The organism is Rhodococcus sp. ACS1 (assembly GCF_002300155.1).
Taxonomy (GTDB): Bacteria; Actinomycetota; Actinomycetes; order Mycobacteriales; family Mycobacteriaceae; genus Rhodococcus_F; species Rhodococcus_F koreensis.
The window spans coordinates 321,714-346,006 of the sequence record NZ_NSDZ01000012.1 but is presented as its reverse complement, the minus strand read 5'-3'; the positions used below and the strand labels follow the sequence as shown (position 1 = coordinate 346,006).

At 68.6% G+C, this 24,293-nt stretch carries 21 protein-coding genes and 1 pseudogene; 16 read left to right on the top strand and 6 right to left on the bottom strand.

Annotated elements, in window-relative coordinates; genetic code table 11:
• Positions 1–183 precede the first annotated feature (183 nt).
• Genes CJ179_RS46080 through CJ179_RS46060 form a run of 5 tightly spaced genes read left to right on the top strand, consistent with a single transcriptional unit; the run spans position 184 to position 4,493 of the window.
• Positions 184–804 (top strand): flavin reductase family protein, encoded by a 621-nt coding sequence (locus CJ179_RS46080; protein WP_072944074.1) that lies wholly within the window; start codon positions 184–186, stop codon positions 802–804.
• Positions 801–2,261, top strand: a complete 1,461-nt coding sequence (locus CJ179_RS46075) for a 4-hydroxyphenylacetate 3-hydroxylase family protein (RefSeq protein ID WP_095865879.1) — start codon at positions 801–803, stop codon at positions 2,259–2,261. The genes CJ179_RS46080 and CJ179_RS46075 overlap by 4 nt, the downstream gene beginning before the upstream one ends.
• Positions 2,258–2,671, top strand: coding sequence for a RidA family protein (locus CJ179_RS46070; protein WP_072944076.1), 414 nt, complete (start codon positions 2,258–2,260; stop codon positions 2,669–2,671). The genes CJ179_RS46075 and CJ179_RS46070 overlap by 4 nt, the downstream gene beginning before the upstream one ends.
• Positions 2,668–3,339 (top strand): DUF1028 domain-containing protein, encoded by a 672-nt coding sequence (locus CJ179_RS46065; RefSeq protein WP_095865878.1) that lies wholly within the window; start codon positions 2,668–2,670, stop codon positions 3,337–3,339. The genes CJ179_RS46070 and CJ179_RS46065 overlap by 4 nt, the downstream gene beginning before the upstream one ends.
• Positions 3,336–4,493: a M20 family metallopeptidase gene (locus CJ179_RS46060; protein WP_095865877.1), complete on the top strand. Its 1,158-nt coding sequence runs from the start codon at positions 3,336–3,338 to the stop codon at positions 4,491–4,493. Before CJ179_RS46065 ends, CJ179_RS46060 begins: the two co-directional genes overlap by 4 nt.
• Here the strand turns inward: CJ179_RS46060 and CJ179_RS46055 are convergent.
• Positions 4,490–4,903 (bottom strand): VOC family protein, encoded by a 414-nt coding sequence (locus tag CJ179_RS46055; RefSeq protein ID WP_072944081.1) that lies wholly within the window; start codon positions 4,901–4,903, stop codon positions 4,490–4,492. The two genes, CJ179_RS46060 and CJ179_RS46055, sit on opposite strands and share 4 nt — an antisense overlap.
• 277 nt (positions 4,904–5,180) lie before the next feature.
• Between CJ179_RS46055 and CJ179_RS46050 the strand changes: the two genes are divergently transcribed.
• The 3 genes from CJ179_RS46050 to CJ179_RS46040 all read left to right on the top strand — a co-directional run bounded on the left by CJ179_RS46050 (position 5,181) and on the right by CJ179_RS46040 (position 7,238).
• On the top strand, positions 5,181–5,924 hold the full coding sequence (locus tag CJ179_RS46050; RefSeq protein WP_095865876.1) for a DUF429 domain-containing protein: 744 nt from the start codon (positions 5,181–5,183) through the stop codon (positions 5,922–5,924).
• Between the two features lie 107 nt (positions 5,925–6,031).
• Complete coding sequence (locus CJ179_RS46045; RefSeq protein WP_244163867.1) at positions 6,032–6,676, top strand: DNA alkylation repair protein; 645 nt, start codon at positions 6,032–6,034, stop codon at positions 6,674–6,676.
• Between the two features lie 106 nt (positions 6,677–6,782).
• Positions 6,783–7,238, top strand: a complete 456-nt coding sequence (locus tag CJ179_RS46040; RefSeq protein WP_072944086.1) for a tellurite resistance TerB family protein — start codon at positions 6,783–6,785, stop codon at positions 7,236–7,238.
• A 41-nt stretch (positions 7,239–7,279) separates the two neighbouring features.
• Here the strand turns inward: CJ179_RS46040 and CJ179_RS46035 are convergent.
• Positions 7,280–10,551: pseudogene (locus CJ179_RS46035) on the bottom strand (arabinosyltransferase domain-containing protein).
• Positions 10,552–10,675: 124 nt separating this feature from the next.
• Here CJ179_RS46035 and CJ179_RS51895 point away from each other — a divergent pair.
• On the top strand, positions 10,676–10,846 hold the full coding sequence (locus tag CJ179_RS51895; protein ID WP_167372207.1) for a hypothetical protein: 171 nt from the start codon (positions 10,676–10,678) through the stop codon (positions 10,844–10,846).
• A 29-nt stretch (positions 10,847–10,875) separates the two neighbouring features.
• Here CJ179_RS51895 and CJ179_RS46030 read toward each other — a convergent pair whose 3' ends face one another.
• Positions 10,876–11,490 carry a DUF4232 domain-containing protein gene (locus tag CJ179_RS46030; RefSeq protein WP_095865875.1) on the bottom strand — a complete coding sequence of 205 codons (615 nt, stop codon included), beginning with the start codon at positions 11,488–11,490 and terminating at the stop codon, positions 10,876–10,878.
• Between the two features lie 162 nt (positions 11,491–11,652).
• Here CJ179_RS46030 and CJ179_RS46025 point away from each other — a divergent pair, with 162 nt between their 5' ends.
• Together CJ179_RS46025 and CJ179_RS46020 are read left to right on the top strand one after the other, a co-directional pair.
• Complete coding sequence (locus tag CJ179_RS46025; RefSeq protein ID WP_072944090.1) at positions 11,653–13,077, top strand: aldehyde dehydrogenase family protein; 1,425 nt, start codon at positions 11,653–11,655, stop codon at positions 13,075–13,077.
• 161 nt (positions 13,078–13,238) lie between these two features.
• Positions 13,239–14,036, top strand: a complete 798-nt coding sequence (locus CJ179_RS46020) for an SDR family NAD(P)-dependent oxidoreductase (protein WP_072944092.1) — start codon at positions 13,239–13,241, stop codon at positions 14,034–14,036.
• On the opposite strand, the gene CJ179_RS46015 is transcribed toward CJ179_RS46020, so the two are convergent.
• From CJ179_RS46015 to CJ179_RS46005, 3 genes are all read right to left on the bottom strand, one after another.
• Positions 14,030–15,412: an FAD-dependent oxidoreductase gene (locus CJ179_RS46015; protein WP_095865874.1), complete on the bottom strand. Its 1,383-nt coding sequence runs from the start codon at positions 15,410–15,412 to the stop codon at positions 14,030–14,032. The two genes, CJ179_RS46020 and CJ179_RS46015, sit on opposite strands and share 7 nt — an antisense overlap.
• Positions 15,413–15,483: 71 nt before the next feature.
• On the bottom strand, positions 15,484–16,554 hold the full coding sequence (locus tag CJ179_RS46010) for an LLM class flavin-dependent oxidoreductase (RefSeq protein ID WP_095865873.1): 1,071 nt from the start codon (positions 16,552–16,554) through the stop codon (positions 15,484–15,486).
• 1 nt (position 16,555) lies between these two features.
• Positions 16,556–17,854 (bottom strand): O-acetylhomoserine aminocarboxypropyltransferase/cysteine synthase family protein, encoded by a 1,299-nt coding sequence (locus CJ179_RS46005; protein WP_095865872.1) that lies wholly within the window; start codon positions 17,852–17,854, stop codon positions 16,556–16,558.
• Between the two features lie 199 nt (positions 17,855–18,053).
• Between CJ179_RS46005 and CJ179_RS46000 the strand changes: the two genes are divergently transcribed.
• From CJ179_RS46000 to CJ179_RS45980, 5 genes are all read left to right on the top strand, one after another.
• The gene (locus CJ179_RS46000) at positions 18,054–18,752 is read left to right on the top strand and encodes an alpha/beta hydrolase (protein ID WP_095865871.1); all 699 of its coding nucleotides are present in this window, start codon (positions 18,054–18,056) and stop codon (positions 18,750–18,752) included.
• 48 nt (positions 18,753–18,800) lie between these two features.
• Positions 18,801–20,165 (top strand): aminotransferase class I/II-fold pyridoxal phosphate-dependent enzyme, encoded by a 1,365-nt coding sequence (locus tag CJ179_RS45995; RefSeq protein WP_095865870.1) that lies wholly within the window; start codon positions 18,801–18,803, stop codon positions 20,163–20,165.
• Positions 20,166–20,315: 150 nt separating this feature from the next.
• Positions 20,316–21,707, top strand: coding sequence for an LLM class flavin-dependent oxidoreductase (locus tag CJ179_RS45990; RefSeq protein WP_072944102.1), 1,392 nt, complete (start codon positions 20,316–20,318; stop codon positions 21,705–21,707).
• Positions 21,708–21,742: 35 nt separating this feature from the next.
• On the top strand, positions 21,743–23,266 hold the full coding sequence (locus tag CJ179_RS45985; protein WP_072944104.1) for an ABC transporter substrate-binding protein: 1,524 nt from the start codon (positions 21,743–21,745) through the stop codon (positions 23,264–23,266).
• On the top strand, positions 23,263–24,288 hold the full coding sequence (locus CJ179_RS45980; protein WP_095865869.1) for an ABC transporter permease: 1,026 nt from the start codon (positions 23,263–23,265) through the stop codon (positions 24,286–24,288). Before CJ179_RS45985 ends, CJ179_RS45980 begins: the two co-directional genes overlap by 4 nt.
• Positions 24,289–24,293 lie beyond the last annotated feature (5 nt).

The following is a 24,293-nucleotide window of genomic DNA, read 5'->3' as shown; positions in this document are numbered from 1 at the left end:
CGTCCGCATCGGCTGATGTAGGAATTATCGCTGGTCCGGGCGCCGCGGGTCACCCGTTCGCGCTGCATCGATTTTCATTATGCAGTGCTCCACTTATCTGTGTTGTACAGATTTCGCCGTGGACTTCAAGATTGGTTCCACGGCACGAACTCCTCGCTCACCGCACACAGAAAGGAGCCCGTCATGCCGATCGCCGACCCTCACTCAGCCGTCGAAACGACGGCCCGAACATCGGTGGCCCCACCGGTGCCGGACAACTCGACCGCGAACTTCGTCACGGCCATGGGCGCCGTCGCGACCGGGGTCACCGTCGTCGCGACCGACGGTCCCGGCGGGCGCGCCGCGCAGACCGTGAGCGCGATGTGCTCCGTGTCGGCAGACCCGGCGCTGGTGCTGGTCTGCCTCCACGGACGGAGCCCCGTCAACGACGCGATCTCCGAGAACGGCGTCTTCTGCGTCAATGTGCTTGCCACCCAGCACGATCACGTCGCCGACACGTTCGCGGGCCGTCCGTGGCCCGGTAAGCAGCGGTGGGACTTCACCTGCGGGCACTGGACCGTGGCCGCATCCGGTTCACCCCGCGTGCACGACGCGATCGCGTCGTTCGACTGCGCCGTCCACGAGGTCATCGACGCCGGCACCCACCGCGTCTACATCGGGCGTGTCGCCGCCGTGGAGTCGCACTCCGGGGAACCGCTCGTCTATGCGTCCCGCACCTACAGCAAGCCCGCAGCATTCGAACCTTCCACCTTTCCCGACTACCCGGACGCACACCCCGCGCCCAGGACCAGGAGCACGAAATGATCCGCACCGGTGACGAATACAGGGAGTCCATCAGAGACGGCCGTGAGGTCTGGGTCGACGGGGAACGCGTCAAGGACGTCGCCGACCATCCCATGTTCAAGCCGATCGTCGACGTCCGGGCCCGCATCTACGACCTCGCGCACGCGGAGGCCACGCAGGACGCGATGACCTACGTCGACCCCGACTCCGGTGAACGCAACGCCGTCGCCAACAAGCTGCCCCGCACCCAGCAGGACTGGCTCGACAAGCGCGCCGCCGTCGACCTGGTGCTCGACGACACCCGGGGAGTGGTCACCCGCGTCGGCGACGAGACCATCGGCGAGATGTGGTCGCTGTTCGACGGGCAGGACGTCCTCAACGAGGTGGACCCGCGCTTCTCGGAGAACATCCGCCGCCATCTCGAGCGGTCGATTCGAGAGGATCCGTTCCACGTGTCGGCGAACACCGACCCCAAGGGCGACCGGTCCAAGGCCCCGCAGGATCAGGACCCCGACATGCTGCTGCACGTCGTGAAGGAGACCGACAACGGCATCGTCGTGCGCGGCGCCAAGTACGAGACCGCCGCCGCGTATTCCAACCAGGCATTCACCAAGCCGACCATCGCGAACTGGGGCAACAGCGAACTGTCCGACTACGCCGTCGGATTCGTGCTCGACATGGGTGCGCCGGGGCTGAAGTACATCTCCCGCAACGGGTTCGCCGGCCGCGCAACCGCCGCCGACTACCCGCTCGCCAACCGGGTCGACGAGGTCGAGTCCCTCGTCGTGTTCGACGACGTCGAGATTCCCTGGGAAGATGTGCTGTTCTACCGGCACACCCGGGCCGCGACATTCATCCGCTCCACCCTGCACCGCTACAGCGCCTTCCCGTTCGTGCAGCGCACCCTGCACCTCGCCGACCTCATGATCGGATCGGCGCTGTGGAACGTCAAGCAGAGCGGGCTCGAGAAGCAGCAGGCCGTGCAGGAGAAGCTCGCCCAGCTCGCCTGCTACCGGGAGACGATCAACGCCCACCTCACCGCCGCGATCTCGCTGGCCGAGCCCAGCCCCGGCGGCCTGCTCATGCCCAACCAGTCCCTGCTCTACACCGGCCGGGTGATGGCGCTCAGCCAGCTGCCCGCGATGATGCACATCGCCCGCGAACTGTGCGGCGGCCAGATCTGCATCACCCCGGACGCCGCCACGTTCGCCGACCCGGACGTCGCGCCGTGGCTGGAGAAGTTCTACTCCATCAACGACAACTGGGTGGCCGACGACCGTCGCAAGCTCCTCGCGTTCGCCCGCGACCTGCTCAACAGCGACTACGCCGGACACCGGCTGACGTTCCAGCTCTTCGCCCAGTCGCCGCCCTTCGCGCAGCTCGCCGCCGTGTACCGCAACTTCGACTTCGACGGGCCGCTCGGCCTCGTCAAGGCCGCGGCGGGACTGTCCGACAACGTCGACGGAGATGCCGCATGACCACCCACACCCGCATCCGCCCGTTCAACACCCGCGAGACATACCCGGAACAGAACCTCGACAACGATCTCGCCCAGGCCGTCGTCGCCGGCGGCGTCGTGTACCTGCGCGGGCAGATCGGCCAGGACCTCGACACGAGGGAGTCCGTCGGAATCGGCGACGTCGAGGCCCAGGCCGAGAAGGCGATGGCGAACATCGCGATGCTGCTGAAGGAATCGGGCAGCTGCCTCGAGGACGTCGTCAAGGTCACCATCTACCTGGTCGACGTCCGGTACCGGGAGACCGTCTACCGGGTGGTCGGGCGCTGGCTTAAGGGTGTGCATCCGGTGTCCACCGGCATCGTCGTCGACGCCCTGGCCCGGCCCGAATGGCTCGTCGAGATCGACGCGACGGCAGTGATCAGCTCATGACGTTCTCACTCGTCGCCCGTGATCCCGGGGGCGCGTTCGGGATGGTCGTGTGCTCCTCCAGCCCCGCCGTGGCGTCGCGCTGCCTGCACGTGCGGTCCGGCGTCGGCGTCGTCGCCTCCCAGAACGTCACCAATCCGCAGCTGGGACCGATCGGCCTGGACGCGCTCGCGTCTGGCGATAACGCGGAAGTCGCGATGAAATCCATACTCGCGCAAGAGAAGTTCCCGGAATACCGGCAGATCGTCGTCGTGGATGCGGACGGCGGCACCGCGGTGCACTCGGGCGCGCGGACGCTGGGCATCCACAGCAGCGCGCAGGGTGGCGGGGCCGCCGTCGCAGGCAACATGCTCCGCGACGAAGGCGTCATCCGGTCGCTGCTGTTCGGCTACGTGTCGAGCACGGCCCCGACGTTCGAGGGCCGGTTGCTCGACGGTCTCACCGCCGCGGTCACCGCGGGCGGCGAGGCCGGACCCGTGCACTCCGCGGGAATGCAGGTGGTCGAGGACGTGCCGTGGGCCGTCACCGATCTGCGTGTCGACTGGCACGACGACCCGGTCGGCGAACTGCGCCGGCTGTGGACGGTGTGGGAGCCGCAGAAGCGGGACTACCGGGTGCGGGGCGTCGACCCCACGGCCGCCCCGTCCTACGGCGTGCCGGGTGACCTGTGAACGCCGACAACGCGATTCGCGACGGGGCCAGGCGCGCCGAAGACCGGATTTTGGCGCTGTCACACGACCTGCACGCCCACCCGGAGGTCGCATGGGAGGAGGCACGCTCGTGCGTCCGGGTCGCCGGGGTGCTCTCGGACGCCGGCTTCGCGGTGGAGCAGCAGTACGTCGGGCTGCCCACCGCGTTCCGCGCGCACGTCGGCACCGGGCCGCTGCACCTCGCGGTCTGCGCAGAATACGACGCGCTCCCCGGCCTCGGCCACGCGTGCGGGCACAACGTCATCTCCGCCATCTCGGTGGGGACGGCGCTGGCCCTCGCGCCGCTCGTCGACGACCTCGGCATCACCCTGTCGGTGCTCGGCACCCCCGCCGAGGAAGGCGGGGGCGGCAAGATCGAGATGCTGAAACGCGGGGCGTTCGAGGGCGTCCACGCCGCCGTCATGGCCCACCCCGGACCCGTCGACGTCGCCCGCGCCGAGCCGTACGCGGTGTCCCACAGCCACATCCGATACGACGGCAAGGCCGCACACGCGGCGGCGTACCCGGAGCGCGGCGTCAACGCGGCCGACGCGTTCACCGTCGCGCAGGTCGCCATCGGGCTGCTCCGGCAGCAGCTTCCGCCGAACACCCGCGTCCACGGGATGATGACCCGCGGGGGAGAAGCGCCCAACGCCATTCCCCAGCGCACCGAAGGCCGCTGGTACGTACGCGCCGAGACCCTGGACGAGCTGGCCCGCATCGAACCCCGGGTCGCCCGCTGCTTCGAGGCCGGCGCCGTCGCCACCGGCTGCGGACTGACGATCGCCCCGGAAAGCGAACCGTACTCGGAGTTCCGCACCGACGAAGCGCTGCTCACGTCGTACGTCCGGCACGCGCAGGGACTGGGCAGGGTGTTCCGCACCGGCCCGGACTCGCTGATGAACCGGGCCTCCACCGACATGGGCAACGTCTCGCAGGTGATTCCCGCGATCCACCCCTACATCGGCATCGACTCGGCACCCGCCGTCAACCATCAGGCCGAGTTCGCTGCGGCCAGCGCCGCACCCGCCGCCGACCGGGCCGCCGTCGACGGCGCCCTCGCGCTGGCCCTGACCCTCCACGACGCCGCCTGCGGCTCCGCCACCCGTGAGTACTTATTAACCGCCCGACGTTAAGAAGTACTCACGGGTGCCGGAGGCGCAAAGAACTCCAGCGCAATGTTGTCGGGGTCGCGGAACGAGATTCCGGACCCGTAGTGCGCCGTCTTGATGCCCCCGTGCTCGATTCCGAGTGCGTCGAGTCGCTCCACCCACCCGGGCAGTGCGTCGGGGGAACACTGGAATGCGATGTGGTCGAGCCCGACCTGCCGTTCGTCGAACCTCGCCGGGGCGCCGCTGTCGGGATGGGTGTGCAGGCCGAAGAGCATGCCCCCGTCGAGGGCGAACACCGTGTGGTGGAACGTGCCCGATTCCTCGTCCTCGTCCAGGACGGGTGCCGAACCGAACAATGCTGTGTACCAGGCGGTGCTGGCCGCCAGGTCGGACACGGTGATCGCGACGTGGGTGAGGCCCGGGAAACTGGACATCTGCGACTACTCTCTGCTCCGGTGAACGCGGGTGTCCTCCGACCCTAAAGGGCCGCCGCGATCCCGCGGTGGACAACGGCGAAACCCTGCCCGAGCGGCCGGGACCGCGATGCGCCAGGAGCAGGTAGACGGGCCCGGGCACCACCAGGCCGGCCTCGCGTTGCATCACTTCCGCAGATTCAGCAGGTCGGAGCGGAAACCGCCGCGAGCAGTAACGCGAATGTAACCGTAATGCCAGGTCAGCACCGATTCCCGGGCCGCGGTCTAACCTGGTCCGGTGCGCACCGTGGGAGTCGACCTGGCGGCCGAGCCGAAGAAGACGGCCCTGGCCGTTGTCGACTGGTCCGACGGCGTGGCCCGCGTCGAGTCGATCAGGCTGGGAGTCGGGAACGATGCCATCGCCGAGGCTGTCCTGGCGTGCGACAGGGCCGGTATCGACGCACCGTTCGGCTGGCCCGACGCGTTCGTCCGGATGGTGTCCGAACACCACGCCGGCCGGCTTCCCACGACCGTCGGTCTCGCGAACCGCGAGGGACGTCGTCCGCTGACCAAGCGGCGCACCGACCTCGTGGTGCAGGCCGCGACGGGAATAGCGCCGCTCAGCGTGTCGGCGGACCTCATCGCACACGTCGCTTTGCGCTGCGCCGGCATCCTCGCCGAACTCGGCGACCTGGGCGTCGACGTCGGCCGCGTCGACGGGCGGGTGGTGGAGGCGTATCCGGCGGCAGCGCTCCGCACCTGGGGGCTGGTGTCACGCGGGTACAAGAGTGTGCAGAACCGGGTGACGTTGGGAGAGTTGGTCGACGCGTTCCTCGTTGCCGCGGATTGGATGGAACTCGGTGCATTCCAGACGATCTGCCGTGAATCGGACGACGCCCTCGACGCCGTGCTGGCCGCCGTCATCGCGCGGGCCGCGGCCCTCGGCTGCACGGCACTACCCGAAGGTGGCGACCGCGACGTCGCCGAGCGGGAGGGGTGGATTCACGTGCCGACTGCAGGCCTGCAGTCGCTGCGTCCTTAGAGGTCACGGAAGACGGTCGACGTAAGCTGGGCGCGATGTCGGGCGGAGAAGTAGAGGAGATCGTTGTGGCGACTCGTGCCGTACCGCAGGCCAGTGTCGGCGACGTGATGGCGGAACTGGCGGCCCTGGAAGATCCGAAGATCCGCGCCGTGAACGAACGCCACGGCGACGATCACGGTGTCAACCTCACCAAGCTGCGCGCAGTCGCGAAGAGTCTGAAGACCCAGCACGACCTCTCCGGTGAGCTGTGGGGGACGGGTGACACCGCGGCCCGTCTCGTTGCGATCCTGATCTGCCGCCCCAAGGCGTACTCCGCGTCCGAGTTGGACGCCATGCTCCGCGAAGCACGCGTCCCCAAGGTGCACGGCTGGCTCGTCAGCTACGTCGTCAAGAAGAGCCCGCACGTCGAAGAACTGCGCGTCGCGTGGTTCGCCGACGCCGACCCTGTCGTCGCCAGCGCGGGGTGGGCGCTGACCAGCGACCGCGTGGCGAAGGACTCCGGCGACCTCGATCTGCCCGAACTCCTCGACCTGATCGAGGCGCACATGAAGGATGCGCCGGACCGCCTGCAGTGGGCGATGAACGAATGCCTCGCCAACATCGGCATCCATCACCCCGAGCTTCGTGCCCGCGCGGTCGGCATCGGCGAACGCCTCGAAGTCCTGAAGGACTACCCGACCCCGCCCAACTGCACGTCCCCGTACGCGCCGATCTGGATCAACGAGATCGTCCGCCGCCAGACCCAGAGCTAGCCGCGTGCGACTGCGCTGGTAGACCGACCGCGGCGACGTCCGCCCACGAAACCTGGCAAATTGGACACCACACGCACCGTGCGTGGGCACACGAAGAAGGAGTCCAATGGCTTTCTGGGATCAGCTGAAGGCAAAGGCGTTCGAGATGAACGGCCAGCTCAAGACGAAGACGGCGCAGTTCCAGAACAAGGAGTTCGCCAACGCCTCGATGGCCATGTGCGCCCTCATCGCCGCGGCGGACGGGACCATCGACCCGTCCGAGCGGCAGAAGACTGCGGGGCTGATCACCAGCAACGAGGCGCTCAGTGTGTTCCCGTCGGACGAGCTGAGCCAGAAGTTCGACTGGTACTGCAGCAAGCTGCAGTCCGATTTCGAGTTCGGCAAGATCGAGGCCACCGCCACCATCGCGAAGCTGAAGACCAAGCAGGATCAGGCTCGGGCCGTCATCCAGATCGGCATCGTCATCGGCGGCGCCGACGGCAACTTCGACCAGAACGAGCGAAACGTGGTGCGGGACGCCTGTTTCGCCGTCGGCATCGCGCCGGCCGAATTCGAACTCTGAGGTGAACGGTGACGCGCCCGGTGCGGGCGCGTCACCGACGCTCAGTAGGCGGTGATGATCGGCGCCGGATTCCACAGTCCCGAACGCTGAGTCCGGGTGGTGTCGATCTCCGCGGCCGTCGCACCCGCGTCGAGGGGGGAGTACTGCTCCACTCCGCCCCAGTCGCGGTCCCAGTCGTTCTTCAGATACGACGGTATGGTTCGGCTCGCCCGGGTCATCTCGATCCAGCCGAGGGGGCCGCCGCCGTACCGGTCCTGCCACAGGCTGGTCATGATCGCGCCGGGACGGTCCGGAAGGATCCGGTACTCGGGCGCCTCCGCGACACCGGCCCGGTGATCGAACGGTCGCTGGCACGGAAACGCAAGGCCCACAGCCCAGTCGATCATGACCGGCGATTCGGATCCGATCACGTCGTTCAGTGTCTGCGTCCGCGGAACCCGCGGCGGTGTCACCGCCAGCCACTGCTGCGGATCGCTGTCCGTGTCCGACGCCACTAGCCGGATGACATCCGTATCGGCCGGCAATGAATCGAGCGGAACCCGCAGATTGCGCCACGACGGCGCCGGACCGATGTCGATCGGCGTCACCCGTCCTGCGACCGCGACCGTGCCGTCCTGCTGCGCGGTGCCGTACTCCACCTCGAGGTTCTGGCCGTAGGTGACGACGCCGTCCGCGTCGACGGAGCGGATGCGACCCGCCGCGGCGATGGAGACGAGGTCACCGGCACCGGTATCCGGTTCGGCACCGGGCAGCCGGTACCAGCCGGTGGTCAGCGACGCGTCGCCGTCGCTGCCGTCACTGCCGAGGACCGGGCTGCTCGCGGGGTCCAGTCCGAACGGCAATGCCACGGCACTGCCGTTGACACCCACCGCGCCGGCGCCGCCGCCGGTGCCCGCGGCGTTGCTCGACGCCGTCTGCTCGGTGTTGTCGGTCTTGACGGAGTTGGCGACACCCGCATCCGACGATTCCTCGTCGGCGCTCAGGTCTCCGGCGACACCGTTCGGGGTGAAGCCGACGCTGCCGGTGCCCGCGAGGGCGGTCGCCGCGTCACCGGACAGCGGTTGCAGCAGTGACGCGTTGGGATCGGTTTCGAGCAGGACGTCGTTGGCGAGGCCGCACGGTGCGCCGGTGACGGCGTCGACATTGGAGCGTGCGAGGGAGAACGCCGGGTACTGCGCAACCGCGCCCTTCGCCATCGACAGCACCTCGAACAGCACCATCGCGGCGGCCGCCACCGTCAACGGCGGGAGCGCCCACACGCGGCGCTTGCGCACGGAGTCGTTGCGCGTGTAGGGCTCGCGGAAGTAGCACCACGCCGCGATCAGCAGCATCACCAGGGTGGCGCCGAGCAGGATCGTGCCCGCACCGAGTCCGGCGATCGACACCGGCTTGTCCCACCACGGGACGCTGTAACTGGACACGTACCACCACCCGTTGGTGCTGGTGAAACACATCGCCAGCAGGAACAGCACGGCGGCCGCGAACAGGGCGCGGTTGCGTGGCGAGCGCACCACGGAGGCGCTCACCGCCACCGACGCCAGGACGGCGAGCGACCCGGCGAGTCCCGCGTAGATACCGAAGTGGTGCGTCCACTTGGTGGGCGTGAACATCATCAGGCCCATCGCGGCGAGCGTGATGCCGATGAGCCGCCGCGACGGTCCGGCCGCGGTCCCGGGAATCCGGCCACCCTTGCGCAGCATCACCAGCACCGTCACCGCCAGGGACAGCACCATCACGAACACACCGAACCGGCGCGACAGCGAACCGTCGACGGAGATGTTCAACAGGTACTGGTAGCGGAGGTACTCGTCGAACCAGGGGACGTTGGGCCGATGGCATGCACGTGCTGCATCTCCATGACGGCGGCGAGGGTCTGGTCGGCGAACACCGCCACCAGGATCACGGTTCCCGACGCGACGAGCGGCGCGAGCAGTGCCAGATAGCCCACGGTCTTGGCCCGCGCGATCACGATCTGCAGGATCGGCCGGGCGCCGGCGACGAGGGCGCCGAAGCAGATCAACCCGGACGGTCCCGCGGTCAGCGTGGCCGCGCCGACCAGGATCGCCACCGCGGCGGGCAGCAGCCGACGGGTCGCGACGGCGCGTTCCACCGAACACCACGTGAGCAGCACGCCCACCGCGACGATCGGTTCGGGCCGCAGACCGTTGTTGTAGGGGAGCCAGAACGCGAGGAACACCAGCCCGCCCGTCCACAGTGCGAGCCGGTTGCCCCGGACGGCGGCGCCGAGTCGCGGTGCCACCTCACGGCTGATCACCAGCCACGCGACGATGCCGGCGAGCAGCGCGGGCAGGCGCACGAACGGGCTGGCCGGTGTGATGTTCGCCAGCACCGCGAGGACGTCGTAATAGGGGGACCCGAACGGCGCCTCGGGGACGCCGTACCAGCGGAAGTAGTTGGCCATGTAGCCCGCGGCCTCGGACGTGCGGGCCATGTTGAACTGGTAGCCGTCGTCGGAGGTGGAGGCGCCGATGAAATGCCACAGCACCAGCGTGCCGATAACGACGGCGTCGACGGCCCCGAACGACCACCAGCGGGTGGGCAGGAATCGTCGTGCCCGGCGACCGTCCACGTTGTCGAGCCGGTGCAGTGCCACCAGGGCCAGAATCGTGGCCAGCGCACCCACCACCATGGCGACGAATTTGATCGTCGACGGCGTCGACGAGAACCGGCTGTCGATCTGCGCGGTCACCTGCAGTCCGTCGGGCACCGGCCCGTCGAGGTCGCTGAAGATGCCCACCATCTGCGGGCGGAGGTCGCCGTCGACGACGGTCGGGGCGTCCTGGCCCGCCGTCACGAAACCGGCGGTGGTCCGCGTCGAATCCGAGGACACCACGAGCGTGCAATCGGCGGGTAGCCCGTCCAACGGCGACGACAGCAGGACCTGGTTCCGCAGCACCACCTCGACGCCGGCGGGACCGTCCGCGGTCGCCGGATTCACCCTGGCGACCAGTCCGTACCGCCCGGCGTCGGGGGCACCCGCGGGGGCGGTGGAGGTCAGCAGCCCGCCGCGGTCGGCGAGTTCGCCGACCGTCGAACAGGGGATTCGCACGTCGAGGCTCAGTGGCGCGTAGGAGACGAGCGGTGCCTCGACGCTTCCGGTGCTGCCGTTCTGCGGCCAGGTGAGGGTGGCGCTGTCCTCCTCGACCGGAAGGAACGGGAGCGACAAGGTGAGCAGTACACCGAAGAGGGACGCGACGATGGCGAGGGGACGGGCGGAGCGAACCGACTGACCGAGAGGAGACGACTGCGGCGGGGTCCCGATCGGCGACTCGTCCGAGTCGTCTCTGGACACATTCGCCGATTCCAGCCTGCTGTCAGTCACGACGTCGGATAGTACCCATCCGCGCCGATGGTGAGCGAAGGCAAGGAACAGTCCTGGTGGGAGGGATTCCCGCCCCCGAGGATCACATCAGGAGGTGTCTCATGATCCGCCACCGGCGCTCCGGCCGAGTGAGGAGATGATGGTGATGCCGCGGGCCGCGGCGGTGCCGAACCTCGGAATGCACTTCGCGGATGATCTCGAACATGCCTCCGCCCTCCTCCTGCGCGACCACGTCTATCCCGACCGTAGGTCGGGCCCGGGGTGAGCCGATTCACCCGGTGCGGGTGAACAAGGTCACCCCGTGACGGGCTGCACCGACAGCTGCTTCACGCCGGTCTGCGAACAGCCGGTGGTGGGGTAGGGGAGGAACACCGAACCGGTGTCGTTCGGCGGATACACCCGGAAACCCGCGACCGGCGTGGGGCCACACGTGTCGGCGGGATAGTTCTGCACCACCGTCGCACGCACCGCCGCGGTGGCCCGCGCGCCCGGAGCCACCGTCACGGGAGTCTCCGTTCCGCCGTCCCTCTCGGCCGCCGCACCCACCTGCGGGCCGTCCGGGGCCGCGACGTAGGACACCCCGGGGTATCCGTGGAGGATGCAGTCGCGGGTGCCGGTGTTGGTGAAGACGAGCGGGATCTCCTGCGATCCGGCGGCCCCGCTGGGCTGGCCGAGCGTCACCTGCAGTTCGCCGATCAGGCAGCGGTCGGGATGCGGTGCGGTCGTCTCGGTCGGAGCGGACGTGGTGGTGGTGGTCGTGGTGGCCGCCTCCGAAGTCGTCGAGGTGAGGCCGCCGGGCGAGGGTTCGGCGGTCCCCGACTCGTCCGTCGAGCCACATGCCGAGGCGGTGAGTGCGGCGGCGATACCGAGTACTCCGAGAAGGGTGCGTGCCGGTGACTGGGTGCGCATCTGATCGCTCCTCCTGCTGACTGTGCGGCGTACGTCGATGGTCCGCGATCGGCGGCGTCCCGGTGGGTGGTTCGGGGAGATCGCATTCGCCCCGAACAGGCGGGCTCCGGTCGTAGGCTGCGGGCGCAAGGTTTCCGCGACACTTTCACTGGAGGCAGATCGATGAGCGAAGTTCTGGACCGGACCAAGATCTACATCGACGGATCCTGGGTCGATTCGCAGGGGACGGGCCGGATCGACGTGGTCAACCCGGCCACGGAGGACGTCATCGCGGTGGTCGCCGAGGGCACCCCCGACGACGTCGATCGCGCCGCGACTGCCGCACGAGCCGCCTTCCCCGCATGGTCCGCGCTCAGCGGCACGGAACGCGGCGAGTACCTCCGGAAGGCGGCCGCCCTGATCAAGGAGCGCCTCGACGACTTCACCGCCCTGGTGTCCCGCGACATGGGCATGCCGCTGGGATTCGCGAAGCCCATCCAGATCGGGATGCCCCTCGCGAACCTCGCCGCGTTCGCCGAACTGGCCGCCACCTACGACTTCGACGCCCACGAGGTGGGCAACTCGCTGATCGTGCGCGAACCCATCGGGGTCGTCGGTGCGATCACCCCGTGGAACTTCCCACTCCACCAGGTGGTGCTGAAGGTCGGCGGTGCGCTGGCCGCGGGCTGCACCGTGGTGCTCAAGCCGACCGAGGTCGCGCCGCTCGCCACCTACGCGCTCGCCGACATCTTCGACGAAATCGGTCTGCCCGCAGGCGTGTTCAACCTCGTCAGCGGATTCGGGCCCGTCGTGGGCGAGGCGATCGCCGGCCACCCCGAGGTGGACATGGTCTCGTTCACCGGCTCCACCCGGGCGGGCAAGAGGGTCGCGGTGGTCGCGGCCGAGACGGTGAAGAAGGTGGCACTCGAACTCGGCGGCAAGTCCGCCAACGTCATCCTCGACGACGCCGACCTGACGAAGGCGGTCACCGACGGCGTGGCCAAGTGTTTCCTCAACTCCGGCCAGACCTGTTCGGCGCTCACCCGGATGCTGGTCCCCGCGGACAAGGTGGACGAGGCCTCCGCCATCGCGGCGAAGGTCGCGCAGAACTACTCGGTCGGCGACCCGACGGCCGCCACGTCGGTGCTCGGGCCGCTGGTGAACTCGAACCAGCTGAAGCGGGTCCGCGGCTACATCGAACAGGGCATCGCGGAAGGCGCGCGCGCCGTCCTCGACGGCCGGGAGACCGGCCAGGATTCCGGCTACTTCGTCGGCCCCACCGTGTTCGCCGGTGTCACCGAGGACATGACCATCGCCAAGGAGGAGATCTTCGGTCCCGTCCTGTCCATCATCGGATACCAGGACGAGGACGACGCCGTGCGGATCGCCAACGCGACGGAGTACGGGCTCGCCGCCGGCGTGTGGTCCGGAGACCAGGAGCGGGCCGACCGGGTCGCGCGGCAGTTGCGCGCCGGCCAGGTCGAGGTGAACGGCGGCGCGTTCAACACCAACGCCCCGTTCGGCGGGTACAAGCAGTCGGGCATCGGTCGCGAGGCGGGCGTCCTCGGCTTCGAGGAGTTCCTCGAGATCAAGTCGATCCAACGGTAGGCGGCTTCGCCGCCCGTGCGCCTTTCTGGTAGTGACTGCTACCAGAAAGGCGCACGGGTGCAGAGCGCAATTGGCCTCACGCTGAACCGAATCCGTGACTCCCCGCCGTCGCGGTCCTACCCTCGAATCGAGGGGTGGACAGCGGAGATGAGGAGAACACAATGGATCTCGGTCTGAGCGGCAAACGGGCCGTCGTCACCGGCGGCAGCCGCGGAATCGGTCTCGCGATCGCGCGCAGCCTCGCGTCGGAGGGGGTCGACGTGGTGCTCGCGGCCAGGGGCGCCGAGGCGCTGGAACTGGCGGCGAAGACGCTGTCGCAGGAGACCGGCCGGAGGGTCATCGGGGTACCCACCGACACCGGCGACGACAAGTCGGTGCGCGCCCTCGTGCAGCGAACGGTGGACGAACTCGGCGGCGTCGACATTCTCGTGAACGCGGCGGCCACACCGTGGAGTGCGGGCAAGCCGAGCGACTTCGCGTCCACCACCGACGACGTGGTCCGCGGCGAACTCGAGATCAAGGTGCTCGGCTATCTGCGGACCGCCCGCGCGGTGGCACCGCACCTCGTCGAGCAGGGGTGGGGACGGATCATCAACATCAGCGGGCTCGGTGCACGCCAGGCCAACTCCATCGCGCAGACCGTCCGGAACGTCGGGGTGTCGGCGCTGACGAAGAACCTCGCCGACGAACTCGGACCGCACGGCGTCAACGTCACCGTGGTGCATCCCGGATTGACGCGGACGGAACGACTCGTCGACCGGCTGACGGAGCAGTCCGAGGCGGAAGGGGTGCCCGTTGCCGAACTGGAGTCGCGGCTGGCGACCAACTCGATCCACCGGTTGATCGACGCGAGCGAGGTCGCGGACGTCGTCACGTTCCTGGCGTCGCCGCGCAGCGTCGGGATCACCGGCGACGCGGTTGCGGTCGGTGGGGGTGCGCCGGGCGCCGTCTACTACTGAGCGTGGGCGGGTGACAGCACGCCGTCGCGCTGGGTGACTTCGCGGGCTGCGCGTTCACCGGAGCGGACGGCGCCGTCGACCCAGCCGCACATCACGGACGAACTCTCCGTGCCCGCCCAGTGGATGCGACCGCACGGCTCGCGGAGGGCGTGGCCGAACTGGGTGAGCACTCCCGTCGGTGCGTGGCTGAGCATGCCGCCGCCGGAGTACCGCTCCAGGCTCCAGTTCTGCTCGATGTAGTCGACGGGGGAGGCCGCTGCGGTTCCGAATCTCGCGGTCAACTCGCCGAGCACCGCCTTCTTCCGATCCGCTTCCGGCAGCGTCCCCAGCGTGCGGGCGATCGGTCCCTCGACGATCACGCACAGAACGCCGGGACGTCCGGTGTCGGTGCAGGCGTCGATGGTGATCGTCGCGGGGGAGTCGGGGGCCGCCGACTGCCCCGACAATCCGTCGGCGCGCCAGAAGGGTTCGTCGTAGACGACGGCGATCTTCATGACGGCGCCGCTCGGCATCCTCTGGTGCAGGAACGACCGATCCATCGGGAGCAGGGGCTCGTAGAGGATCTGGCTCGCGATGGCGAGAGGCACCGCGACGATCGCTCTCCGCGCCCGCACGGCCAGGTCCGCGGAGCGGACGGTCACGCCGTCGCCGTCCTGGGCGAGGTCCCGGACGGGTTGCGACAGGTGGAGCGCGTCGCCGATCTCGGCTGCCATCGGACGGTAGACGGCCCCCATCCCGCCGACCGGCCGCGCATCCTCGGCCGCGTCCTTCACACCGAGAACGAAACCGGGACCGCCGCCGGAGGCCATCTGATACAGCACGAACAGCATCGACACCTCGGATGCGGCGGACGTGTAGCAACCGGCGACGGCGGTCTCGAGAAGGTCGTGGGCAGGCTTGGACAACGTGTTGTCGCCGAGCCATTTCGCGAGACTGATCGCGTCCCACTTGGCGGCCTTCTTCGCCTCCCACGGCGCCTCGAGCGGGATCGTCTTGCACATCTGGCCGAGTTCGAAGAATACGGCGCCGAGATTCGCCGTGGCCCAGGGACTCATCGTCAGGGGAATCGTGCCCTTGTACCGGTACTGCTTGCCGTCGACGACCATCATGGCGTCGCCGTCGGTGTACTGCTTGTAACTCGGGACGCCGAATTCGTCCATCAGGGCGTAGATCCGGTCCTGCCCCGGCCCGATCCACGCGCCGCCGCGGTCGATCCACGAACCGTCGTCGCGGGTCTCGGTGAACGTGCGCCCGCCGATCCGGTCGCGGGCCTCCATCAGTGCAACCGTGTGCCCGGCCTGTTTCAGACGCAACGCCGCCGTCAGTCCGGCGAATCCGGCTCCTACGACGCAATAGTCGACTTCGATGTCTGCCATGACGAATCCCCTCGCGCTCTTCGATCCTTACTCGCGACGAGGGGTCCGGTCAAGGCCCCCGTGAGTACTTGTTAACCGCCGGTGGTTAACAAGTACTCACGGGTGGGGACGAGCGGGAACACCTGCTCGGCGATGCGCTCGAGTTCCTCGTGCGCGGGGGAGCACTGGATGAGCAGCAGGGTGAGGCCGGCGTTCTGGTAGGCCCGGATCTTCTCCGCGACCTGTTCCGGTGTGCCGACAAGGTCGGGGCGCAGTCCGCGGGTGCCGACGGAGTATTCGCGCTTGGACAGTTCGACGTCGAGTTCGGAGTTCTTCACGAACTCCTCGAACGACGCGTACCCGGGCGAGTGCGGGTCGACGGTGGTGATGCGTTCGAGCTCGGCGCGGGCCTCGGCTTCGGTGTCGCGCACGATGATGTAGGTGGACATGCCGAATTCGGCCATGTCCCGCTGGTGGATTCGCTGCGACCGCGCGTTCATGTCGGCGATCTTGGTGCGCACCTCGTCGACGGTGCCGCCGTGCAGCACGTACGAGTCGGCGAACGTCGCGATCGATTCGCGGCCGCTCTCGCTCTCGCCGCCCGCGAAGACCGGGGGATGGATTGCGGGTTTCGGCGACAGGATCGAGTCGCGCACGCTGAAGTGCTCGCCCTGGTAGGTGAACGGGGTGTGCTCCCAGAGTCCGCGGAGTACGTCGACGAATTCGGTGGCCTGCCGGTACCGGTCGTCGTGCCGGGTGAACGCGCCGCCGTACTGCCGGGCTTCCTCCTCCCACCAGGCGGCGACGACGTTGAGCGCGAACCGTGCCGCACCGGCGTCGGTGGTGCCGGCGATGTCGGTGATGGTGGCCGATTCCTTCGCGGTGACCGCGGGCAGGTGGAATCCGGGTCGCACCGCCGTCATCACCCGGAGCTGTTCGGTGACCGCGAGGATCGCCGACGACAGCGACCAGGCCTCGAGGCTGGGTGCGTCGACGCCCTTGCGGTCGTTGAGGTAGAGCTCGGGGACGAGGGTGGTGTGGTATCCGAGCCGGTCCGCCAGCTGCGACAGCTTTTTGACGTAGTCCCAGGTGGCGGGCATGCCTTCGTCGCCCAGGTTGCGCAGAAACCCGCCGTAGATGGGCGTCCAGTAGCCGAAATGCATGTCATTCCTCCGTGATGGCGTCGAGCGACGCACGCAGATCGTCGACGAGGTCTTCCAGGTTCTCCAGTCCGATGGACAATCGGACGGTGCGGTAGCCGAATCCGGCGTCGCGGAGTTGCGTGTCGTCGAGGTGGCTGTGCGTGGTGGTGGCGGGGTGCACCACCAGCGAGCGGGCGTCGCCGATGTTGGCGACGATGGCGAACAGTTGCAGCGAGTCGACGAACTTCGCGACCTTCGTGTCGTCGACGGCGAGGTCGAACGAGAAGACCGAGCCGGCGCCGCGCGGCAGGTACCGCTGGGCCGCTTCGTGCCACCGGTTCTCCGGCAGTCCGGGGTAATTGACCTTGGCGACCGCGGGATGACCGTCGAGGAACTGTGCGATCGCCAGCGCCGAACCGACTTGCCGCTCCAGCCGCAGGTCCAGCGTCTCCAGCCCTTGAAGCAGCTGGAACGAATTGAACGGGGACAGTGCGGGACCGAGGTCGTGGACGACCTTCGTCTTCGCGTACACGAGGTAGGCGCTCCGGTCGCGTCCGAACTCGTCCCACAGCACGAGGTCGCCGATCCGCGGATACGGCTCGGTGAACTGGGTCCAGCGCCGCGACTCCGCGCCGAAGTCGAATGTACCGAGGTCGACGATCACCCCGCCCAGCGACGTTCCGTGCCCGCCGATGAACTTGGTGGCCGAGTACACGGCGATGTCGGCGCCGAAGTCCTTGGGGCGGAGCAGGTACGGGGTGGCGATCGTGTTGTCGACGATCAGCGGTACCCCGGCCTGGTGCGCGATGTCGGCGACGGCCCGGACGTCGAGGACGGAGGCGACGGGGTTGCCGATCGTCTCGGCGAAGAAGGCCCGGGTCTCGGGGCGCGCGGCCGCACGCCAGGCGTCGAGGTCGTCCTGGTCGACGAGCGTGACGTCGATCCCGAAGTCCGCGAACGTGTCCGTGAGCAGGTCGACCGTGCCGCCGTACAGTTGCCGCGCCGCGACGATGTGCTGCCCCGACTTGGCGAGGGTGAGCAGTGCGACCGCGACGGCGGACTGCCCGGACCCGGTGGCCAGCGCGGCGACACCGCCGTCGAGGTCGGCGAGGCGCTGCTCGAGCACGGCCTGGGTGGGGTTCCCGGTGCGGCTGTACAGGTTTCCCTTGCGGCGCAGGGAGAAGATGTCCCGTGCCTGGTCGAAGCTGCCGAAGTCGTAGGCAACCGATTGGTAGATCGGGGGGATCGCGGTGTTCTGCGGCGTGCCGGGTTGATAGCCGGTGCGGACCTGCCGGGTCGCGAACCCTGTGGTCTCGGGCATCGGTGTGCCTGTCCCTTCGTCGATACTCTTGATTGGCCGGGGGTCGATCACAAAACGAATATGTTCGGAACAAAACACGAAGTGCGACGAGAAGACACGCGTTTTGTTCTGCTCGAGCATTACTCTTGTTTCACCGCGCGCGGGTGAGTCAGGGTGACGCAGTCAATCCTGCGAACAACCACCCCGAGTGAGGTAATCAGTGGACATCGACTGGCTGGAACCCGAAGCGACCGCGCGTGGCTCGGTGATCGTCGTCGCCGGCCGAGGTGAGCATGCTCACGTGTACCGCAGGTTCGCCCGCCGGATCGCGTTCGACGGCTACCGCGTCGCGGTGGTGGAGAACGACCCCGCCGCGGCCGCTCGGGTGATCGCCGACGCCGAGTCCGGTCTCCCGCTCACCGTCGTCGGGTCGGACAGCGGTGCTCTCACCGCGCTCGACCTCGCCGCCACCCATCCGGCCGTGTCCGGGGTCGTGGCCGCCGGTCTCCTCATCGCGGGCACCGACGCCTTCACCGGAGGGTGGGACGGCGAACTCGAGATCCGCTCCGCGTGTCCGGTGCACCGGGGCGTCCTGGCCGCGGACGATGCTCTCGACCGCGGCACGCTCGGCGCGGAGTCGCCGGTCGCCACCGCGGATTCACTGACCCACGTGCAGGTTCCAGTCCTCGTCGTCCACGGAGGCGCCGATGTCCTCAGCCCGCCGGCGGAGGTCCTCGCCGTCGCGTCCGCGTTGCCGGGCGCCCGCGTGGTCGTCGTGAACGGCGGGCGGCACGACATTCTCAACGACGTGTCCCACCGGTCCGTCGCCGCCGAGATCGTGCAGTTCCTCGAGCGTCTGCGACTGCCCGGCACGCCCGACGTCCTCCTTCGCGAACCGGCGGGCGCACTCGCGCAATGAACCGGCCCGGGGCGGGGCCGGTAGTGGTTGTCGATCGAAGGGGTGTGGATGTCAGCGGTGCTGGAGTCGGAGACGATTGCTCCGGAGTGGTTGCTCGAACGAATCGACGGCCGCACCGCGGAACTCGCCGATGCCGTCGCCGACCTCATCCGGTCGGGTGAGCTGAGCCCCGGCGACCGCCTGCCGACCGTCCGCGCACTCGCGAAGGCGACCGATCTCAGTGTCGGTGCGATCGTCAGCGCGTGGGGCCGGTTGCAGGAGCAAGGTTTCGTGCAGACCCGCCGCCGCGGCGGCACCGTCGTACTCCCGCCGCTCGACAGTGTGCCCGAGCGCGGCATCCCCGATTGGCGTGGCGTCGACCTGGCGCAGAATGCACCGGATCTGGCGCTACAGCCGTCCCTGTCCGACGCGTTGTTGTCCAGTCTGGACGCCGAGACGTTGAATGTGTTCGGGAGGGAACTGATGACCGAGCGTCTCCGCAACGCCGTCGCTCCGGGGTGGCCGTTCGAACCGGAGGCGTGGGCGACCGCGGGCGGCGGCACCGAGGCGCTGCTGCTGGCGGTGGAGGCGGCGGCGCCGCCCGGGTCCCGGGTGGCGGTCGACGAGCCACTCGGGCCGGGCGTGCTCGACACCCTCCGCGATCTGGGTCTGGATGCGGTCGGCGTCGGCGCCGACCGCGACGGTCCCCGGCCGGACGCGCTCGACGAGGCCCTGACGGCCGGTGCGGTCGCGTTCGTGTTCCAGCCCGGGGCGCCGTTCGCCGTCGACCACGCGGTCAGCGCGTGGCGCACCCGCGAACTCGCCGACGTGCTGCGACGGCATCCGGCGGTGTGGGTGGTCGAGGACGACTCGATCGGACCGCTCGAACCGGAGCAACCGCCGACGCTGGGCTGTGAACTGCCGCAGCGTGTCGTCCGGATCCGCAGTTACTGCAAGGCGTACGGGATCGACGTGCGGACCTCCGTCCTCGGCGGCTCCCGCGAGCTGATCGAGAAGGCCATGAAGGTGCGCAGTCACGGCGTCGGCTCGAACAGCCGGATCCTGCAGAACACCCTCGCCCACCTGATCGGCAGCGCCGACGCCGAACACGCGGTCACGGCGGCGCACGAACGCTACGCCGCGCGGCGCACGACGCTGCTCGGGGCCCTGATCGACCGCGATATCGAGGCTTTCGCGGGCCCGCACAGTCTGGTCGTGTGGGTGACGGTGTCGGACGAGACCGCGGCGCTGGTCGCGTTGGCGCGGCAGGGCATCTCCGTGGGGGCGGGATCGCGGTCGTTCGTGCGGTCACCCGCACGGCAACTCCTGCGCCTGTCGGCCACTCAATTGCCCGACGACGCCGAGCTGATCGGGCAGCTCGCCGATGTCGTCGCGGCGGCGGTCGCGGAGTCGTCGCGCGAGTTCTTCGACTGATCGGACTTTGTTCGGCAGCACTGCGGGACATACGAAATATGTTTTGAAACATCGAGAATTTAATACTCTGCACGCGTCTGTTTGCTCCATACACTTCAACGCGGCGTGCCGAGGCAGGTGCCTGACGGCGAACGACGAAGGAGCGAGAACATGACGAGACGGCAACTGAAATTGGGAGCTGTCCTCACCCCCACGGGTGGTCCCGGGCACCCGTACACCTGGCTGGACCCGGAGATCCCCGGCGACGCCAGCGTCGACATCGACTGGTACATCGAGTACGCGCGTCTCGCCGAGCAGGCGCGGTTCGACCTCGTGTTCATCGTCGACAGCCAGTTCATCACCCCCGACTCGCCCCCGCACTACCTGAACCGGCTCGAGCCGCTGACGCTGCTGTCGGCGCTCGCCGTGGCCACCGAGCACATCGGGCTCGTCGGCACCCTGACCACGTCGTTCAACCAGCCGTTCAACCTCGCGCGACGGTTCGCGTCCCTCGACCTGATCAGCCGCGGCCGCGCAGGCTGGAACGTGGTCACCAGCGGCGACTCGGGCACCGCCGGAAACTACAGCCTCGAGGAGCATTACGACTACGCCACCCGCTACGGCCGGGCACTCGAACACGTCGAGGTGGTCAAGGCGCTGTGGGATTCGTACGAGGACGACGCGTTTCCGCGCGACCGGGACGCCCGCCGCTTCCTCGACGCGGACAAGCTGCACACCCTCGACCACCGGGGTGAGCACTTCTCGGTGGTGGGCCCGCTCAACATCGAACGCTCACGGCAGGGCCAGCCGGTGATCTTCCAGGCCGGCGACTCCGACCAGGGCCGCGACCTCGGTGCGCGCATCGCCGACGGGATCTTCACGCATGCCCCGAGTTTCGAAGCGGGAGCGGCGTTCTACGCTGACATCAAGAACCGGGCCGCGGCGTACGGGCGCGCCCCCGAGGACATCGTGATCCTGCCGGGCGTCACCGTCACCGTGGGCGACACCGACGCCGACGCCCGCGAGATCGAACGCACGACCCAGCTGGCGGACAACGACTTCGGTAGGTCCCTGCGGGAACTCGGCCGGCCGTTCGGCTGGCACGACTTCCAGCAGTACGACCTCGACGCGCCGTTCCCCACCGAGGCCTTGCAGCACGCCGAGCGGAGCTTCTACACGCAGGCGAAGAAGATCACCGACCTCGCCGTCGGCCGCGGGCTGACGCTGCGGCAGACCGTCGAGGCGCTCAACGCGCCGAAGACGTCGCCGTTCACCGGCAGCGCCGAGACCGTCGCGAACGAACTGCAGCGCTGGCTGGACGGTCACGCCCTCGACGGCATCAACATCCACATCGGTCACCCGGCGCAGTTCCGCCGCTTCGTCGACGAGGTGCTGCCGATCCTGCGCGAGCGCGGGGTGGTCCGGGAGGATTACGAGCAGGACACCCTGCGCGGCAACCTCGGCCTGCCCTTCGCGGAGAACCGCTACACCCGTGCGCGGCGTGAGGGAATCGACCCCGCCCCGCTGCCCGGCACCACCGCGTCGCTGTCCGCGAGCGTCTGAATCACCACCCCCCTTTGCATGGTCAGGAGCACCCAGTGAGCAAGAAGAGCCGGCGGATCGCCGGCGCCGTAATATTCGGAGTGATCGTCGGTCTCGTGGCCACCGCGTGCGGCGGTGGCAGCAGTTCGGACGGCGCCGAGGTCAAGTGGGCGTTCAACCTCCCCACCTCGTGGGATCCGGTGACGAGCCGGACCGGAAACGACATCAACACCATCAGCCTCGCGTATGCGTCGCTGACCCGGCTCGACGCCGAGGGCAACGTCGAACCGTCGCTCGCCGAGAGCTGGAAGTACAACGCCGACGGCACCGCGGTGACGTTCAGCCTGCGTGACGGTTTGACGTTCTCCGACGGGACCACCCTCGATTCGCAGGCAGTGAAGGCGTTCTTCGACCGGGGCAAGACCCAGGACGATTCGTTCCTGCGCGATCAGCTCGCCGGCGTCACCGAGGTCACGGCAGACACCGCCACCGACGTCACGCTGCACCTGGCCGACGCCGACTACCAGATCCCGTACCTGGTCGCCGGGCGCACCGGTGCGATCGCCAGCCCGACGGCGGCCGCCGACCCGCAGAAGCTCAGCGTGTGGCCGGTCGGGGCCGGTCCGTTCACGATCACCGATTTCGTCGCCGAGGATCACGCGTACTTCGAGAAGAACCCGAACTACTGGGACGCCGAGAACATTCACATCGACCACTTCGAACTCAGCGTCGCCCCGGACCCGGCCACTCTCGTCGCCGGTGTCCAGTCCGGCTCCATCGACTTCGCGACGCTGCCTGCGTTGCAGTCCAAGGAAGCCGAGGCCGCCGGCCTCGACGTGACCGTGAAGCCGTCGCTCGCAGCGAACGACGTGTCCATCAACCTCAACAAGGCCCCGTTCGACAACCCGAAGATCGTCGAGGCGTTCCGCTACGCATTCGACCGCCAGGCATTCGTCGACGTCATCACGAACGGGCTGGGGAGCACCACCAGCCAGCCGTTCCCCGACGGCTACCTCGCGTTCAACCCGGAGATCGAGAAGCTCTGGAACTACGACCCCGACAAGGCATCTCGTCTCCTCGCCGAGGCGGGCTACGCGCCCGGGCAGTTGTCGATCGAGATCACGGCGCAGTCGGCGGCCACCAACCGTGCGGAACTCGTGCAGTCGCAGCTGAAGAAGATCGGCGTCGAGTCCACGATCAAGGTGGTCCCGCCGGGATCGTCGACGTGGCAGAGCGAGGTCTACATCGCGAAGAACCCGCAGCTGGCCACGGACGGCACCATCGGACGTGAATCCCCGGTGCAGAACCTGCTCGCCGTCTACGGTCCGGAAGGCATCATGAACCTCAGCGGCCCGCACGCGTCGCCGGAGTTCTCCGCCGCACTCGACACCGTGCGCCGCACCCCGCTCGAGGACCCGGAGTACAAGCCGCGGTTGTGGCAGGCCGTCAAGGTCGGTGTCGAGCAGTCGCCGACGAACTACCTCTTCAGCAACCCGTGGATCATCGTGTCCAACCCGGACCTGAAGAACCTGAACATCCTGCCGTCCCAGGTTCGCTGGGAAGGCGTCACGGTCTCGTGACCACCGCAGACATCGAGGCCGCAGGCACCGGGAGGACATTCGCTCTCCCGGTGCCTGCGGGCGCGTTCGGCACGGCGGCGCGGATCGTGCTCGGCACCGTGCTGATCGTGGTCCCGGTCTTCCTGTTCTCCACCCTGATCACGTTTCTGCTCGGTGCGGCCAGCGGGCTGAATCCGGCCGCCGGCATCGCCGGTGACGCCGCGACCCCGGAGACGATCGCCCGGATCAACGCCGAGTTCGGGCTGGACAAGCCGGTCTGGCAGCAGTACGTCGACTGGATGTCGAGCATGCTGAGCGGCGACCTCGGTGTCTCGTGGTTCAGCAAGATCCCGGTCAGCGAGTTGATCGGTGAGCGGCTCGCCGTCAGCGCCTCCATCGCGGGTGTCGCGCTGGTCATCGGACTCGTCCTCGGTGTCGGGCTCGGGGTGCTCGCCGCCGTCTACAAGGGCAGCCTGCTCGACCGGGCGATCACCGCCTACACGTCGGTGGCGTCGACGCTGCCGCCGTTCGTCATCTCCATCGGACTGATCCTCGTCTTCAGCGTCGGGCTGCACTGGCTGCCGTCGGCCGGGTACGTCCCGCCGGACGAGAACTTCGGCCGCTGGCTGTCGTTGATCATCATGCCCGCGATCGCGCTGAGCATGGACGTCGTCGCCGATATCGCGCGGCAACTCCGCACCGGCCTGGTCGCGGAACTGGATCAGAACTACGTCACCGGCGCGGTGGTGCGGGGCATCGGTCCGTCACGGATCCTGTTCGTGCACGCCCTGCGTAACGGCAGCGGTCCCGCCCTGTCGATCCTGGGCATGAAGATCCCCACGCTCATCGGCGGCGCCGTCGTGATGGAGACCATGTTCTCCATGCCCGGCTTCGGTCGCCTCGCCGCCGACTCCGCGCTGCGCGGGGACGTTCCGATCGTCCAGGGAACGCTCGTCGTGGCGATCGTGTTCGTGCTGTTCTGCAACATCGTCGTCAACATCGCCCAGAGCGTCCTGCAGCCGGCCACCAAGCGGAGAGACTGACATCC

What these genes read in the sequence shown, in the direction of transcription:
- CJ179_RS46015 (WP_095865874.1), bottom strand. Translation starts at nt 15,412, where the DNA reads ATGGCAGACATCGAAGTCGACTATTGCGTCGTAGGAGCCGGATTCGCC.
- CJ179_RS46065 (WP_095865878.1), top strand. Translation starts at nt 2,668, where the DNA reads ATGACGTTCTCACTCGTCGCCCGTGATCCCGGGGGCGCGTTCGGGATG.
- CJ179_RS46020 (WP_072944092.1), top strand. Translation starts at nt 13,239, where the DNA reads ATGGATCTCGGTCTGAGCGGCAAACGGGCCGTCGTCACCGGCGGCAGC.
- CJ179_RS46055 (WP_072944081.1), bottom strand. Translation starts at nt 4,903, where the DNA reads ATGTCCAGTTTCCCGGGCCTCACCCACGTCGCGATCACCGTGTCCGAC.
- CJ179_RS46070 (WP_072944076.1), top strand. Translation starts at nt 2,258, where the DNA reads ATGACCACCCACACCCGCATCCGCCCGTTCAACACCCGCGAGACATAC.
- CJ179_RS46025 (WP_072944090.1), top strand. Translation starts at nt 11,653, where the DNA reads ATGAGCGAAGTTCTGGACCGGACCAAGATCTACATCGACGGATCCTGG.
- CJ179_RS46040 (WP_072944086.1), top strand. Translation starts at nt 6,783, where the DNA reads ATGGCTTTCTGGGATCAGCTGAAGGCAAAGGCGTTCGAGATGAACGGC.
- CJ179_RS46045 (WP_244163867.1), top strand. Translation starts at nt 6,032, where the DNA reads ATGGCGGAACTGGCGGCCCTGGAAGATCCGAAGATCCGCGCCGTGAAC.
- CJ179_RS46075 (WP_095865879.1), top strand. Translation starts at nt 801, where the DNA reads ATGATCCGCACCGGTGACGAATACAGGGAGTCCATCAGAGACGGCCGT.
- CJ179_RS46030 (WP_095865875.1), bottom strand. Translation starts at nt 11,490, where the DNA reads ATGCGCACCCAGTCACCGGCACGCACCCTTCTCGGAGTACTCGGTATC.
- CJ179_RS45995 (WP_095865870.1), top strand. Translation starts at nt 18,801, where the DNA reads ATGTCAGCGGTGCTGGAGTCGGAGACGATTGCTCCGGAGTGGTTGCTC.
- CJ179_RS45990 (WP_072944102.1), top strand. Translation starts at nt 20,316, where the DNA reads ATGACGAGACGGCAACTGAAATTGGGAGCTGTCCTCACCCCCACGGGT.
- CJ179_RS46010 (WP_095865873.1), bottom strand. Translation starts at nt 16,554, where the DNA reads ATGCATTTCGGCTACTGGACGCCCATCTACGGCGGGTTTCTGCGCAAC.
- CJ179_RS46080 (WP_072944074.1), top strand. Translation starts at nt 184, where the DNA reads ATGCCGATCGCCGACCCTCACTCAGCCGTCGAAACGACGGCCCGAACA.
- CJ179_RS46005 (WP_095865872.1), bottom strand. Translation starts at nt 17,854, where the DNA reads ATGCCCGAGACCACAGGGTTCGCGACCCGGCAGGTCCGCACCGGCTAT.